A 15,257-nucleotide genomic window follows, 5' to 3' on the forward strand; every position below is an offset into this window, starting at 1 on the left:
CAATGACATAATTTTCAATTTAAGACTATCGTATTATAGGATACTTCTTTTTTAGGCAAAATTCAAGGGATTAGTCATAATTGACAATGACATTTATGTGTCATTTATAATGACACATAATGCGAATTTTGTTGCAAACTTATTCATTTTACGATACACTGGTATAAAAAAGGAGGATGAGACTTTGCAGTTCTATGAAAAGCTAATTTTTGTCATGAATTTGACACAAACGACGAACCGGGAGCTGGCTCAGGCAGCGCAGGTAGACCCCTCCATCATCAGCCGTTTCCGCAGTGGGAAGAGAGGGCTCCCACGCAATCTGGAACCGCTGCGCAGCATGGCGGATTTCCTTGCCGAACGCTGTACTGGCGAATACCAGAGAAGAGCTCTGTCAGAGATGGCGGGGATCAGACGGATCCTTATGGACAAGAAGGAACAGCTGTCAGAATTTCTGTTTTGCTGGCTGTGCGGTGACGCAGATGGAGTGGATCGCTTCATGCGCGGCTTTGAATCGCTGACCATTAAAGGTATTGCGTCCAACTCCACCTTGGAGGCTGCAACGATCAGCCGTAAAGGGAATTTTATTCATTTTGGAAATGAGGGAAAGCGTGCCGCGGTGCGGTCTATGTACCAACACCTGCTGGCCCGGCAGAAACCGGGTACGATCTGCATTCTTGCCGATGAGACCGACGACTGGCTGATGGAAGATTATGATTTTACCTCCCAAATGCAGGCCTGGCTGCTGGACTGTATCCGGCAGGGCTTTCAGATCTGCCATATCATACCGCCGATCTACTCGGGCGATCAGATTCTGGAATCCCTGGCCCGCTGGATCCCGCTCTACATGACCGGCAAGGTAAAAGCCTACTTTTATCCCCATATCCGCGACCGCCTTTACCGGCACACCATTATCATGGAGCCCGGACAAATCGCGATCGCGTCCCATTCCATGGCGGGCGATCCCACCAGCTACGCCACGATGCAGACCACAGATCCCGGGCTGCTCCGCGCGATGGAATCGGAGTTTGAGGCCTACCTTGCCCTGTGCCGGCCTATGCTGAATACCTACTCGGAGCCCCAACAGCTGTTCCAATGCTTTATGAAATTCCTGTCGCCCCAGGGATTCCGCATTCAAAAGCTGATCTCCTTGTCCGCAGTGACCGCGCCCTTTGAACTTGTTGCGGATTCCATAGGAAAAAGAGAGGATCCTGAGCAGAAACGCCTGGGCGAGCTTTACCTTCAGGAGATGAAGCGGTTGGAACAGGAGCAGGACCAGTACAACCTGATTGATATCGTTCACCTGGCCAGCGCCGATCAGGTCCGCTCTGGTACGGTTCCCATCACTGCCACCTGCTGGTCGAGCGGGGCTATTTACTATACCCCGGAGACCTATACCCTGCATTTGAAGAAGATCCTGCATATTTTGGACACCCATGAAAACTATCACTTCGTCCCCCTGGAAGGAAATGTTGAACAGGAGAGCTCCCTTTTGGTTAAGGAAAATCACAGAGCGCTTCTGGTGCATGCCTCGGAGCCCTTTACCGTCTTTGAGATCTCCCAGCCTGAGATCGTGGCACTATACCGGGAGTACCTGTTTCGCCTGGCGGAGAAAGTGGGATACAAGGGTATTCACCGAACGAAGATTAAGTCCCGGCTCCGGGAACTGATCCGGGAGCTGGAGGGGTGACACATGAAAACGCGACGATAATACCAGCCTTTATTGGCTGCCGTTAAAGCAGTAGGGGGAAAAATTGATATGAAAAACAACGATAATTCAATGAATTCCGGGCAGAAACATAAAGTGCGCCGAGCGATCCGTTTCCCGATGCTGCTTATGAGCTGTATCGCGGTTTTTTCCGTTGTTATCCTGTTAACGTTTTTGTTCTACCATTCCCTGGAGCGGGAAATCTACAAGGAGCGTGCTGCTTACATGACAGAGATTTCGGCGCAGGTGGTTTCCACCACAGACACGGTTGCCAACGCACAATGGAATCTTGCGGCGATCCTGGCAAATCGCATGAAAGCATCCCAGATATCCGGCACGGCGGAACTGACGGAGTGGATCGTCTCTGAGGTCAAGATCCACGATCAGGATGAGTTGAGTTTTCTCGTGTTTGACAATGCAGGCAATTATTATGACGCCGCTGGAATCCGGGTACGGTGGCAGGGAAACCTGATGTCAATCCAGAATGATTCACCAAAACGGCAGGTGGAGGTCATAACCCTGTCTACAACGCCCAAGAATACCGATGAGATGGTGTTTCTGCTGCGCATGGAAACTCCGGTCGTGTTAAAGGCCGAAGGCGTGACCCTCACACATGTTGCAGTGGTGCGGGATATGGATTTATTTTACGAACAGTTCCAGGTACCCTCCTTTGAGGGCTCAGGAGAGAATTTTTTTGTAAGCAGCGTGGGGACGCGGGTTTATCGGGGCAAGTCGTACAGCAAAGTGATTGGGGACGTTTACAACGTACTCAAGCCTCTGGAGAGGATGTCCTTTCGCTTTGAGGGCTCTTATGAGAAGCTGAAAGACATTATTGCAAGCCGGGAAAAGTGCTGTATGGAATTTTCGGACACGGAGAATACGCACTATTATGTCACCAGCGTGCCTATGGGCATAAACGACTGGTCCATTTTGAGCGTGGTGCCATCCTCTGTGGTCAGCGCACAGATGCAGCATTTTCTGAATATGACGCTCTTCGGCATGGGTGCCATCGCATTGCTGGTGCTTGCGGCAATATCCACGGCAATTCTGCTGATTGTCCGTTATCGGACCAGCCAGGAGCTGCTGCACCAGCAGGCGGAGATGAATGCCGCTCTGCAGGAGGCCGCGCAGACCGCGGAGGAAGCCAGCCGCGCCAAAACAGTATTCCTCTCCCACATGTCGCACGATATCCGTACTCCGATCAACGGCATCATGGGTATGACCGACATTGCGGTGCGCAATCTTGGCGACATCGGCCGGGTGACGGATTGCCTAGGGAAAATTGCAGTATCCTCCAAACATCTTTTAAGCCTGGTGAATGACGTACTAGATATGTCACGGATTGAGAGCGGAAAAGTCAAGCTGGAACACAAGCCGTTTTATGTGGAGGCGCTGCTGGATGCCTGCTACAGCCTGGTGGCGGGTCAGGTACAGGAACGCGGCCTCACGATGAAAAAGGAGTTCTCCGGGGTGGGACAGCTGGTGCTGTCGGGTGACGAACTGCGCCTGCGGCAGATCATAATCAACATTCTGGGGAATGCCGTCAAATTCACGCCGGATGACGGGGAGGTTGTATTCACCGCCTGCGGCAAAGATGTGGGCGGTGGAATCTCTGAACTCACGCTGATCATTCAGGACAACGGGATCGGCATGAGCGAAGACTTCCAGCAGAAGATTTTCGAACCCTTTACGCAGGCGGAGGACAGCCCGAAGAGCCGCTATAAAGGAACCGGGTTAGGCATGTCCATTGTCAAGCAGTTCCTGAACCTGATGGGCGGCAGCATTGAGTTGCAAAGCGCGCCGGGCCAGGGCAGCAAATTTGCCGTGAGGCTGTGCCTGCCCAACGTGACAGCCCCGCTCCGTCAGGAACATGCACCGGATGATGATGTGTCCTTATTAAGAGGATTGCGGGTGCTCCTGGTGGAGGACAATGAACTGAACATGGAGATCGCCCGGTACATTCTGGAGGAGTGCGGCATGGAGGTAACAGGAGTGGAGAACGGCCTGCAAGCTTTGGAAATTTTTGAAGACCGCCCGGAAGGAAGCTTTGATGTGATTCTGATGGATGTGATGATGCCTGTGATGGATGGTCTGGAAGCCACAAGAGCTATCCGCACCGGCAGTCATGGCGATGCAAAGACCATACCCATCATTGCCATGACTGCCAATGCCTACGCCGAGGACCGGAGGGCCGTGTTTGAGGCCGGGATGGACCGGCATCTGGCAAAGCCGATCGAACGCGAAGAGCTGCTTCATGCTTTAGTCGAACTGCGTACCAGAACAAAGGATTAGTATACAGAGCAAAAGTAAAAAGGCCGTACGAGGAGGATTAAAAAATGAAATTGAAAAAGCCGATTGCAATGATCACGGCCGTGATCATGATGTTATGTCTTGGTTTGACCGGCTGCCGGTCCACCGACGAAAACACTTCCGGTGACGAGCATGAGCCGCTGACGCTGCTTTCTCTCAATATAGATCAGCCAGCCTTCCTGGCGGCGTTGGAGGAGAACTGTCCCGGCGTCCGGCTAGAATTCATAAGTTATACCGGGGGCAGCGGCACCGGTTACTCACAGTATCTGCTGGACAAAGGGCATCCCCCCGACATTTATACGATATCGGTATTCGGGATGCTGGATAAGCAGAAAGAGTATCTTTTGGACCTGTCGGGATACGAATTTTTGAATAACTACAATACGGTCGATATCAATCAGGTCACACTGGACGGCGCCGTTTATATGCTTCCGACCAGCGCCGCAATCATGGGTTTATACTACAACAAGACGATGTTTGCGGAGCACGGCTGGGAGGTGCCGCAAAATTTTGAAGAGCTCAAGGCGTTGGTCAAGGTCATCAGGGAGGCCGGAATCGACCCGGTAGCGGCCCAGTTCAAACTGCCCGGAAACGGATTCTTCGACGTATTTACTATGGCAAAGACAGGATTCCTGTCCACGCCGGAAGGCCGCCAGTGGGAGGAGGACTTTAAGAACGGAGACGCAACGGCGGCGGAGGGGCTGTCGACGGCGGTGGAAGCGATCCAGGAACTGATCGACTGTGGATTTCTGGATGCGGAGGACACAAAGCGCAGCAGCAGTGAAACAACCAATTACTTTTATGACCGCGGGGCGGCTATGTATCTGAATGCCGGCACCATTTCCAGATATACACAAAACGAAGACGGTACAGGTGATGTGTATGGCATTATGCCGTTTTATGGCCCGGGGACGGACAATATGGTGCTGATTCAACAGCCCCAGAGATATTTTGGCCTGTCGAAGGAACTGGAGGAGCCGGGCAATGAGCAGAAGCTTGAGGATGCGCTGAGGGTCATGGAGTTTTTCTCCACGCAGGAGGGCCAGACAGCTCTTCTATCGAAAAAGGATAACTATGTACCGCCATTGAAAAACAGTGAGATTCCGGAGGACTCTCCGTTTTATGAGGTGGAACAGGCCATACGGCAGAGATATGTCTCTACCCTTGCCTATGCAGGGTATGAGCCCGTCATTATAGGAGTCGGGAATAAGGTGCGTGACTGGGTGCAGGGAAAATGTACCAGAGCCGATGTGCTCGCCTGCATGGATAAGCTTCAGGCCGAATATCTCAGTACCGGAATGCCGGTTGAAGGTACCGCAGCTTGTGATTTTACCCATGAGGAAACCGTGCAGCTTCAGGCAGAGGCAATCCGGCTCGCGGCAGGGACGGATTTCGCCATGATCTCGATGGGCGTGATGCGCGGCGGCAAGGAGAATATGGGGGGTGCCTGCGGGCAGATCTTCGAGGGGGATATCAATGAGGACGCGCTCATCTCGCTGCTGCCAAATTATTGTACGGATGTACTCTATGTGCTGACACTGTCCGGCGCCGACATCACGGGCCTTTTAGAAACCGGATTGGTGACAGACGGGGGGACCGAGGGCTTTCCCTACATACCTGCGGGACTAACGGTCGAGATGAATAAGGACGGGACGGTGAAGGTGGTTACGCTGGCGGACGGCTCACGGCTTGACGAGAACGCCGGTTATACCGTGGCCTTCAACAAGAGGGGATTTGCCGATGAAATCGGAGAGAGAGGAAATGCATACGAGACAGATATCCCCATCATAGATGCCATGCGCGGGTACTTGAGCACCCACTCGCCGCTCACCCCGCTGGAGCCGTCTGTTATAAGGCCGTAAAACAGCAGATTTGAGGCCAGTCAAATGGCGCCATACATCAGTCTGAATGAATAGAGCAGCTGGGCGAGGTCCGAACATATTTGGAGATCGGCGCTCTAGGACCCTCGTGATTCTTGGAATAACTCGATGCTCTTTGTGGACAGTTCACGCTCTATACAAGTCTTTTCCTTTGAGTGGCCCGTTCCTGAGCTATTCCTGCCCTTCCAGCCACTTACAGCCGGAGATATTTACAGATTCTTCTGAAATCGATTGAGGCGGAAACGCTCCTATGATAAAATCAGAGCAGGAGGTGCGCCATGGACGAACAAACAAGAAAGGACCTGATCGATCAGCTGTACTTCGGCCGGGAGGCTGCTCAGTATCTGGGTGTAACCATGCAGAGGCTCGAAGAATTGGTTGGAGACGGCCAGCTGAGCCCGGTAAAAAGGAGCCCCGGCGAAATGATCTTTCTTCGTGATGACCTGGATGGATGCAGGACCCATCGGCCCAAGCCTAAGAAAAAAATAATTCACAAAGAAGAAATCGATTTAAGACAGCCCCATTTGCAAAAGGCTGTCAATTACTTTGCCCTACGCTGTTTTTGCCAGGGATCGGATCAAATCGCAGAACCAATTTTTCTCAGGGCTGTTGAAAAAACCCATCTGACCCGGCCCATTGAGGAGATCGGAGCTGTGCTGGCAAACGCGTTGGACATTTCAGAAGAAGCTATCATTATGAAAGGAAGGCAGATCCGCCAATCCTTTAAAACATTGGAGCGGGATGATCTGGTCATCGACCGGGACGCAGAAGAATACCCCCGCTTGATGCGCAGCAAAGAAAATGCTCCTGCCTATTTGTTTTTAAGAGGCGATGCCGGCCTGCTGAAAGAGACTATTGTCGCCATGAGGGACCGCAATCATCTTGGAACGGAAATCAGCGAAAAGGCGGCCCGTCTGGCAAGGGCGCTGGAAAATGCCGGTGTAGTGACAGCCAGCGCCGGGCGAACAGAAGGAGAGCGAGCTGTTCTTGAACACGGGCACCGGCCGATTTTGGCAGCCGGTACGCCCCTGCCCGATGAAGCCATGCAGCGGCAGGATGAGCTTTTGGGGCAAGTGGGAGAACGAGGCTTAATTGTTTCCATACTTCCGCCGCCGCTGTCAGAAAGCGGAACGACCGATCCGGCCGCCGCAGAAACGATTCTCAGTGCCCTTTCCCTTGCGGCTCTGGACCTGGAGAGCGATAGAACCGATGGGGAGATGGTGAGCAGACTTCAAGAGTATCTCATACAGGCAGTAAAAAAGAACATGATCGATACCAGTGGCAAACGTGCGAGGATTTTTTCGAAAGGAATAAGGGCAGAATATGTTTATAACATTAAATGATTGGAAGGGAATCGTTGTGGACATAGATGCGATTCCAGAAGAATGGGACTCCAAGTGGGAACTGCTGCCGGAGATCGGGAAAAAGAAAATTTTGCTTTGCGGAATAAACAAAGAACGTTTGAAAAAAATAAAAAGCAATGGAGAAGCGCTTCTTATCAGTGAAGAGACTCCTTTCGAACCGCTGCTCTTTTATCATAAAGCTTATGCCCATATCTTAGAGCTGCTTGGCAGCAAATCGGCTCAGACTGTAGTGATCACAGGCTCACGCGGAGCTTTAAAGCAGGCGCAGAACTGCGGAATTTCCAGCATATTCTACTGCAAGGAAGAAGAGATACCGGCGGAGCTGATTACCATGCTGCCGGACCATATTGCACAAAGCTGGGAAGATATTGAGAAAATCATAGGACAAGAGTGTGCGGGTTATCTGGCCGAGCGCCGTGTTCAACGGTACGCAAATCAGCAGAAAGACCAGGATACCTTGATGCGGACAATCCAAACAGAGCTGGAAATTGATGAAACGCACACCTGCCCGTTAATCGCAGCAGGCAGATATTTCAGTCAGAACGACCCCAGAGCTTACGGCCATCAGCTTTCCAAACGGGTTCTTCTGCACAAATGGGAGGATACAGCGCAGACTGAAATCTTTACGGAAATTTATCGGGAGATTATCAAGAGCGCCGCTTGGGAGAGCATCGACGCCATTACCCGAATTCCGCCTAAGGATAGCCGGCAGTTCGACCGCTTTGCGGAAATTACAAAGGCAATTGCCGCGGATACCAGCGCCGAAGATCTGTCTGACAGCTTGATCTGTGTGAAAAAATACGGCTCTCAGCGGACCTTGAACCGAGCGGAACGGGAAGCCAACGTGCAGGGAGCCTTTGAAATGAAAAAAAGGGTCGATGGAAAACAGATCGTTTTGCTGGATGATATTTTAACGTCAGGGTCTACGGCGCAAGAGGCGGCCAAACAACTATACGTGGCAGGAGCCAAAAAGGTGACGGTCGTGGTACTAGCGATCAAGCAGGACATCAACCGTTTTTTGGAGGACGCTCTGCAGCCGATTCGATGCAGAAAGTGCGGCGGTGAAATGCAGCTTCGGATTAACCGGACGACTCAGGAAGCCTTCTTTGGATGCAGAGAACTCTATAATAAAGAGGCTCCGTGTACCTATATTGAAAGTTACCAAAAGGGCTTGGAACGGAGAAATCTGGACGCCGGGTTCTTTCATGAACAGGAAGACCGATACTTGTTCTGAAGACTGCCAAAAGGACGCTTTATATGAAAATAAGGTGTCCTTATTTTCATAATACCCTACAAAAAGCGCTTCAAAAATGATATCATAAAAGCTATGAAATTATTTTAAAGAAAGAAGACAGCAAAATGATTTATGATAATGTTTTAGCGGCAATCGGCCATACGCCTATGATACGCCTCAACCGGATGAACGACCCGGACAGCGCCCAGGTGCTGGTTAAGTTTGAAGGACTCAACGTGGGCGGATCCATTAAAACCAGGACCGCGTATAATATGCTTTTACAAGCGGAAAAACAAGGGCTCATCGACGAGCATTCCATCATCGTAGAGCCCACCAGCGGCAACCAGGGCATCGGCCTGGCTCTCATTGGAGCGGTCAAAGGGTATAAAACCGTCATCATCATGCCCGATTCGGTCAGTGAAGAGCGGAGAAAACTGGTGCGTCACTATGGAGCAGAGGTAAAGCTGATCCATGATAAGGGCAATATCGGCGACTGCATCGACGAATGCCTGAGGACGGCGCTGGAAATGGCAGAAGAAAATCCCAAAGTCTTTGTACCGCAGCAATTTGAAAATGAGAACAATCCTATGGCCCATAGGCATCATACTGCCCTTGAAATCATGGAACAGGTGGAAGGTGAGATCCACGGGTTCTGTTCCGGAATCGGTACCGGCGGCACGATCACCGGCATCGGAGAAGTGCTCAAGGCTCAGAATCCTAATTTGGAGATTTGGGCGGTGGAGCCTGAAAACGCAGCTATTCTAGCAGGTGGAAATATTGGAACTCATTTGCAGATGGGCATCGGCGACGGAGTAATCCCTAAGATACTCAACAAGGAAATTTATGACCATATTTATATCGTCACCGATGCTGAAGCGATTGACACTGCCAAAAAGCTGGCTAGCATGGAAGGGCTTATGTGCGGTATATCCAGCGGAACCAATGTAGCGGCAGCTCTCAAACTAGCGAAAAAACTGGGTAAGGGAAAGACTGTGGTTACAGTTCTCCCGGATACAGCTGAGCGATATTTTTCAACGCCCTTGTTTGAAGACTAAAAATTTACGAAAGAAAAAAGAGATGACCCAAGAAAAAAGAACAGAATTATTGAAGAAGCTCCCGGAGGCGCTGATTCCTTGGTATCGGGAAAACGCAAGAGAACTTCCTTGGAGAAAAGACAGAGAGCCCTATCATATATGGCTCTCTGAAATTATGTTGCAGCAAACCAGAGTTGAAGCAGTAAAAGACTATTATCATCGTTTTCTGAAAAAGCTGCCGAGGATCGAAGACTTAGCCCGCTGTGATGAAGCCGATCTTTTAAAATTATGGGAAGGCCTGGGCTATTATAATCGGGCCAGAAATTTGCAGAAATCCGCAAAGATGATCGTATTTGAAAATAACGGCGTATTTCCATCCGAATACAGTGAGATACTAAGACTGCCGGGAATTGGCGAATACACTGCCGGAGCAATCGCGTCCAACTGCTTCGATGAACCGGTTGCTGCCGTAGATGGCAATGTCCTGAGAGTGATTTCTAGAATTATAGAGATGTACGACGATATCCTCAAGCCTGCAACCAAAAAGTATGTAAAAGCAAAGCTGGAAAAGGTGTACCCAAAAAAAGATTGCGGAGATTTCACCCAGAGCCTCATGGAGCTGGGTGCGATTGTCTGCGTACCTTCCGGGCCTCCAAAGTGCAAGCTTTGCCCGGCAGAAGCATTTTGCCTTGCTCATCAGCATGGAACAGAGGCAGAACTGCCGGTCAAAGAAAAGAAAAAGCCGCGGCGTATCGAAGAGAGAACTGTTTTTCTTTTGTCTTGTGAAGGCAAAATCGCAGTGCGAAAAAGGGATACAGCCGGCCTGCTGGCAGGTATGTGGGAGTTCCCCAATGTGGAGGGAAAACGATCGCCATCGGAGGCGGCGGCTGTGGCCGAAAGCTGGGGATGCAGTCTGGCTGAACTGGAAAGAGAAACCTTTCGCAAACATATATTCAGCCATGTGGAATGGCATATGTCCTGCTACTATTTTCGGTGCAATGAGGCTTCAGATAATTTTTACTGGCCCAAGATACATGAATTGTACAGCAGAATTGCGCTTCCCACCGCTTTTCGTCAATTCCTGACGGATGACCCTGAACATTACCTTAACAATGCTTAAAAAACGAAAAAGGTGGTATAAAAGAACATAAGTTTATGTTATAATGTGGGCGATTCAATAAAAGAAGATTTATAGGGGGAAAACATGGTAGAAACAAATGCAGAGACAAGAAAAGTAAACAGAATGCAGCAACAGCAGAAAAAGAAAAAGCTCCATAAAATACTCGCCGTTCTTTTGATCATTGTGTGTGTGATTGCAGCGATCGTAATTGTAGCAGCTTTATTTTCAAGTGACGGCTATAAAGATGAAAAGAGCTTTAAGGCGTATGCCTCGTCCTTTTTTAAAGAGATCGATGAACCGAAAGGCGTAGGTTCCGCAAAAGAAGTGGTAGAATACGGTACGCCCCTTTCCACAGCGATGGAATATCCGGTAGTGGGACAGGAGGTGACCGATACTTATATTAATGGCATCGTTAAAGATCTGCGTACCCAGTTTGCCGAGGCGCATAAAAAGGCTACGGATAAAGATAAGATCGCAATGCTCATGGACTATGATACTTACAAATCCGATCTGGGGGCGGTAGGCGTAGTTTTTTCACAGGAACAGAGAGCGGAAAAAGAACGGCAAATGCAGACCGTTTCTTCGAATGTATACACTTATAATTTTTCTTCTGCCACAGGACGGCCCCTGACGGCGATTCAAATTTTCAATCCGGGATACAGGAGCTTCTGTTCCCAGTACTTTAACAAGTATTTTCAGGACAAATACAAGGACAGATTGGTTAAGGGATATGAAAAAGCCCTTGCAGATTCAGAAGAGAATTTTAATAAATTTGTCCTCACCGATAGCGGTGTCAAATTTTATTTTGATGCGGGCAGCGTGATAAACGCAGAAGAAGGGTCAATATCCGCAGAGATCAGTTATAAGGATTTAAAAGGAACGATTCGAGAACAAATTGCCACCCGCGCGATCGATCCATCAAAGCCAATGGTGGCCTTGACCTATGACGACGGACCGCTACCTAAAAGCAGCAACCGGATTTTGGATTGCCTGCAGAAGTATGGCGTTGTCGCAACCTTCTTTGAATTGGGACAGAATGTGTCCATGTATCCGGAGGTTGTTAAGCGGGAAGCAGAGTTGGGCATGGAAGTGGGCAGTCACAGCTGGTCCCACCCAAATTTGAAAAAGTTGTCCGATAAAAAGGTGAAGGAACAGATCGATAAGACGAATGAGGCTTTGAAAAAAGCCTGCGGGCAGACCTCATCCGTATTCCGGCCGCCGTATGGTAACAGCAGCAAGGCCGTAGAAAAATATGCAAAGGCGCCGATAATACTTTGGTCTGTGGATACACTGGACTGGAAGAGCAGAAAGGCCAAAAGTGTTATAAAAGTCGTAAAAGGCGTCAAGAATTTAGATGGAAGGGTAATCCTCATGCACTCCATCTACGACTCGACGGCAGAAGCGACGGAAAAACTGGTCCCATGGCTGCTGGAAAGCGGCTATCAGCTGGTTACCGTCAGCGAGCTTTTACAGTACAAATATAACGAAACTCCTAAAAACGGAAAGCTATACGGATACGGATATTTTTACTTGAATAAATAGGACAGCCAGTTCCAGCATTTACAGGCAATGCGCGGCCGCACTCTGGAAAATGCTAAGAGTGCGCCGCGCAAAAGATATACAAGAGTGATAGAAAGGTATCGCCCAAAAGTTTCGCTAGTATTTTTGGACGATACCTTTCCTTGCGGGTAATTTTATGAGGAGTTGCATCCAGGCGGCGGACCGGCTTCACAGGTTCGAGACCCGTTGATACAAGGAGTTTTTTGAGCCACTTTTGCCGAAAAAAGGCACGTAAGAAAGTCTTAAGAAAGAATTAAACGAATATAACTTGACAGTGTATTACAAATAGTAGTACACTTGGAATAACAGAGAGGTAGTGTGCTCTGTCAGAAATTGTGTGAATGCAGATAAGTTGAAGGGAAGTGAATTAAGATGAATATTTTAAATCGTTTACATTTCTATGCCCAGAATCATGGGCAGGACATTGCAATCCAATCCGGAGACAGCTTTTTCACTTACGCGCAGCTGGACGATCTTTCCAGCCGTCTTGCAAGCTATATCGAGGAACGCTGTAGGGGCAGCAAAGCCCCTGTAGTTGTTTACGGCCACAAGGGGATATACATGATCCTCTGTTTTCTTGCGTCTGTAAAATCGGGCCGGCCATATTGCCCGCTGGATATTTCCATTCCGGACACAAGAGTGGAGGATACGATTAAAACTGCGCAGCCATCCATGGTTTTTGCCCTCGAAGAAATGACAGCCGACGTGAAAGGCGTTATTTCATTGGAGGAAACAAAAGCGATCATCGAGCGGACCAAGGAACCGATCGACGAGAGCTGCTATGTGAGCGGAGAAGATGTATTCTATATTATTTTCACATCCGGAAGTACCGGAACGCCTAAAGGCGTACAGATTACCACAGATAATCTAAACCATTATCTGGATTGGTCAGTGGGGCTGGGAACCTGCGCTGCGGACAAGTTGGGAAAAGTTTTTCTTAACCAGGCGCCGTTTTCATTCGACCTTTCCGTGATGGATCTTTATACGTGTCTGGCGAGCAGAGGCACCCTTTATCTTCTGGATAAAGAAGTGCAGCTGGACTTCAAGAGGCTCATTCCAGCTTTGAAGGAATCGGGAGCCGCAGTATGGGTATCCACGCCGTCCTTTGCAGACATGTGCATGGCGGATAAAAGTTTTTGCCAGGAACTGATGCCTAAGATGGAAACATTCCTCTTCTGCGGGGAAACGTTGACCAACTCAACGGCGCTCAAACTGCTGGAACGTTTCCCGCAGGCGGTAATCATGAACACCTACGGACCGACGGAATCCACAGTGGCTGTTACGGAGATACAGGTTACCAAAGAGCTGGCAGAAACGGTTCAGCCGCTGCCGGTGGGCGCTGCCAAACCAGGCACCTTCTTTGAAATACACAGGGAAGACGGCAAACTGGCCGATACTGGCGAGTCGGGAGAGATCATCATCGTCGGCGATACGGTCAGCGCCGGATACTTCGGAAGAGAAGATCTGAGCAGAAAGGCATTTTTCAACTGTATGAAGAACGGCAGAAGCTGCCGCGCATATCGTACCGGCGACAAGGGATATCTGGATGAACAGGGCAATCTTCACTATCAGGGCAGGATCGACCTGCAGATTAAGCTCAACGGATATCGAATCGAGATCGAGGACATTGAGAAGAACATTGCCCGTCTGGAAGAAGTATCCCATGCGGTCGTAGTACCCAACATAAAAGAGGGGAAAGTGAAGAGCCTGACTGCCTTTGTAACCGGATGTGCCAAGCCGGAGAGTGGTTTTAAATTTTCAAAAGAGATGAAAGAACGGCTCAAGGCGTTCCTGCCGGCCTACATGATTCCAAAGAAAATCGTACACATGGAAAACCTTCCCATGAACAATAACGGCAAGGTGGACCGCAAACAGCTGGGAGGACTTGCATAATGAGCTTCTTTGGAAGTATACAGTTTTTTCTATTAATGATTTTGCTTTTTATTCCTGCCGCGGTTTTGGGACTTAGGGGTAAGTCCCTCCGCGGTTACAGGACGGCCGCATCCGTACTTATGATCGGACTTGTGATGTGGCCCAATAAAGTACAGCTTCTGTTTTTAATCGCTTTTTATGTTCTGGAGTTTGTGCTGGTCAAAGCTTATCTGAAGCTGAGGCTGGCCCAGGGGGACAACCGGAGCGCGGCGGTTTACCGGATCTTTCTTTTTTTGAGCATTTTGCCCCTCATTCTCTGCAAGATTTCCGAGGTGTCGGGTGAATTCTCATTGGGGCTGTTCCAATTTTTAGGCATATCTTATTTGACCTTCCGGGTGGCCCAGATGATCATCGAGATCTACGACGGCATTATCAAGGAAGTCAGATGGCTGGATTTTACCGATTTCCTGCTGCTGTTCACCACGTTCAGCAGCGGACCCATCGATCGCAGCAGACGCTACATAAAAGATGGGGAGGCTCATTATACCAGGGAGCAATACTTGGACCTGCTGGGCGATGGGCTGCTGAAGATCTTAATAGGGGTTATTTATAAATTCATTCTGGCGACATTGGTCCATAAGGGCGTGGTGTTTTTTCAGGATCCGCAGAGCTTTTTGGAATATGCGGGCTATAGCTACTGCTACGGCATCTACATGTTCTTCGACTTTGCGGGCTACAGCGCGATGGCCATAGGCGCCAGTTATATCTTGGGAATCAAAGTACCGGAAAACTTCAACAAGCCTTTTATCAGTATTGATATGAAGGATTTCTGGAACAGATGGCACATGACCTTGTCCTTCTGGTTCCGGGACTTTATCTTTTCCCGTTTCATGATGCTGGCCATAAAGGGGAAATGGTTCGCATCCAGGCTGACCGGCGCGTCCGTTGGCTTTATTATCAACATGTTTGTTATGGGAGCCTGGCATGGGCTTGCCATTAACTATATCTTATACGGGCTGTATCATGGCGTGCTTCTGGCCTTGACTGAAATCTACCAGAAGAAGTCCGGCTTTTATAAGAAGAATAAAAAGAAGACGTGGTATAAAACGGTGTCATGGTTTATCACGTTAAATATGGTGATGTTTGGATTCCTCCTGTTTTCAGGAGAACTAATTTAG

Annotated in this window: 10 protein-coding genes; all 10 read left to right on the plus strand. The window is 49.4% G+C overall.

Translation table 11 applies throughout. From position 1 onward, the window contains the following. The first annotated feature begins 184 nt into the window (after nt 1-184). A complete protein-coding gene (locus tag NIA71_RS01825) occupies nt 185-1,687 on the plus strand; it encodes a hypothetical protein (protein ID WP_332108594.1) in 1,503 nt (500 codons plus the stop codon). Nucleotides 1,688-1,756: 69 nt separating this feature from the next. After that, nucleotides 1,757-3,997 (plus strand): ATP-binding protein, encoded by a 2,241-nt coding sequence (locus NIA71_RS01830; RefSeq protein ID WP_253019571.1) that lies wholly within the window; start codon nt 1,757-1,759, stop codon nt 3,995-3,997. A 44-nt stretch (nt 3,998-4,041) separates the two neighbouring features. Further along, nucleotides 4,042-5,877: an extracellular solute-binding protein gene (locus NIA71_RS01835; protein ID WP_253019572.1), complete on the plus strand. Its 1,836-nt coding sequence runs from the start codon at nt 4,042-4,044 to the stop codon at nt 5,875-5,877. A gap of 296 nt (nt 5,878-6,173) precedes the next feature. After that, nucleotides 6,174-7,238 (plus strand): DNA-processing protein DprA, encoded by a 1,065-nt coding sequence (locus tag NIA71_RS01840; protein ID WP_253019573.1) that lies wholly within the window; start codon nt 6,174-6,176, stop codon nt 7,236-7,238. Next, entirely contained in the window at nt 7,219-8,493 is a 1,275-nt protein-coding gene (locus NIA71_RS01845; protein ID WP_253019574.1) for a ComF family protein, read from the plus strand. The genes NIA71_RS01840 and NIA71_RS01845 overlap by 20 nt, the downstream gene beginning before the upstream one ends. A 125-nt stretch (nt 8,494-8,618) precedes the next feature. After that, nucleotides 8,619-9,548 carry a cysteine synthase A gene (gene cysK, locus NIA71_RS01850; RefSeq protein ID WP_148394666.1) on the plus strand — a complete coding sequence of 310 codons (930 nt, stop codon included), beginning with the start codon at nt 8,619-8,621 and terminating at the stop codon, nt 9,546-9,548. Between the two features lie 22 nt (nt 9,549-9,570). Beyond that, nucleotides 9,571-10,647, plus strand: a complete 1,077-nt coding sequence (gene mutY / locus NIA71_RS01855) for an A/G-specific adenine glycosylase (RefSeq protein WP_253019575.1) — start codon at nt 9,571-9,573, stop codon at nt 10,645-10,647. A gap of 84 nt (nt 10,648-10,731) precedes the next feature. Continuing rightward, on the plus strand, nt 10,732-12,189 hold the full coding sequence (locus NIA71_RS01860; RefSeq protein WP_148394670.1) for a polysaccharide deacetylase family protein: 1,458 nt from the start codon (nt 10,732-10,734) through the stop codon (nt 12,187-12,189). A 390-nt stretch (nt 12,190-12,579) separates the two neighbouring features. Further along, complete coding sequence (gene dltA, locus NIA71_RS01865; protein WP_227755042.1) at nt 12,580-14,100, plus strand: D-alanine--poly(phosphoribitol) ligase subunit DltA; 1,521 nt, start codon at nt 12,580-12,582, stop codon at nt 14,098-14,100. Further along, the gene (dltB, locus tag NIA71_RS01870; protein WP_253019576.1) at nt 14,100-15,257 is read left to right on the plus strand and encodes a D-alanyl-lipoteichoic acid biosynthesis protein DltB; all 1,158 of its coding nucleotides are present in this window, start codon (nt 14,100-14,102) and stop codon (nt 15,255-15,257) included. Before dltA ends, dltB begins: the two co-directional genes overlap by 1 nt.

The sequence above is a fragment of the Ihubacter massiliensis genome, from assembly GCF_024125305.1.
GTDB lineage: Bacteria > Bacillota > Clostridia > Peptostreptococcales > Anaerovoracaceae > Hominibacterium > Hominibacterium faecale.

Coding starts and splice junctions, on each gene's coding strand:
- NIA71_RS01860 (WP_148394670.1), top strand. CDS start 10,732: ATGGTAGAAACAAATGCAGAGACAAGAAAAGTAAACAGAATGCAGCAA.
- dltB (WP_253019576.1), top strand. CDS start 14,100: ATGAGCTTCTTTGGAAGTATACAGTTTTTTCTATTAATGATTTTGCTT.
- NIA71_RS01830 (WP_253019571.1), top strand. CDS start 1,757: ATGAAAAACAACGATAATTCAATGAATTCCGGGCAGAAACATAAAGTG.
- NIA71_RS01845 (WP_253019574.1), top strand. CDS start 7,219: ATGTTTATAACATTAAATGATTGGAAGGGAATCGTTGTGGACATAGAT.
- cysK (WP_148394666.1), top strand. CDS start 8,619: ATGATTTATGATAATGTTTTAGCGGCAATCGGCCATACGCCTATGATA.
- dltA (WP_227755042.1), top strand. CDS start 12,580: ATGAATATTTTAAATCGTTTACATTTCTATGCCCAGAATCATGGGCAG.
- NIA71_RS01840 (WP_253019573.1), top strand. CDS start 6,174: ATGGACGAACAAACAAGAAAGGACCTGATCGATCAGCTGTACTTCGGC.
- mutY (WP_253019575.1), top strand. CDS start 9,571: ATGACCCAAGAAAAAAGAACAGAATTATTGAAGAAGCTCCCGGAGGCG.
- NIA71_RS01835 (WP_253019572.1), top strand. CDS start 4,042: ATGAAATTGAAAAAGCCGATTGCAATGATCACGGCCGTGATCATGATG.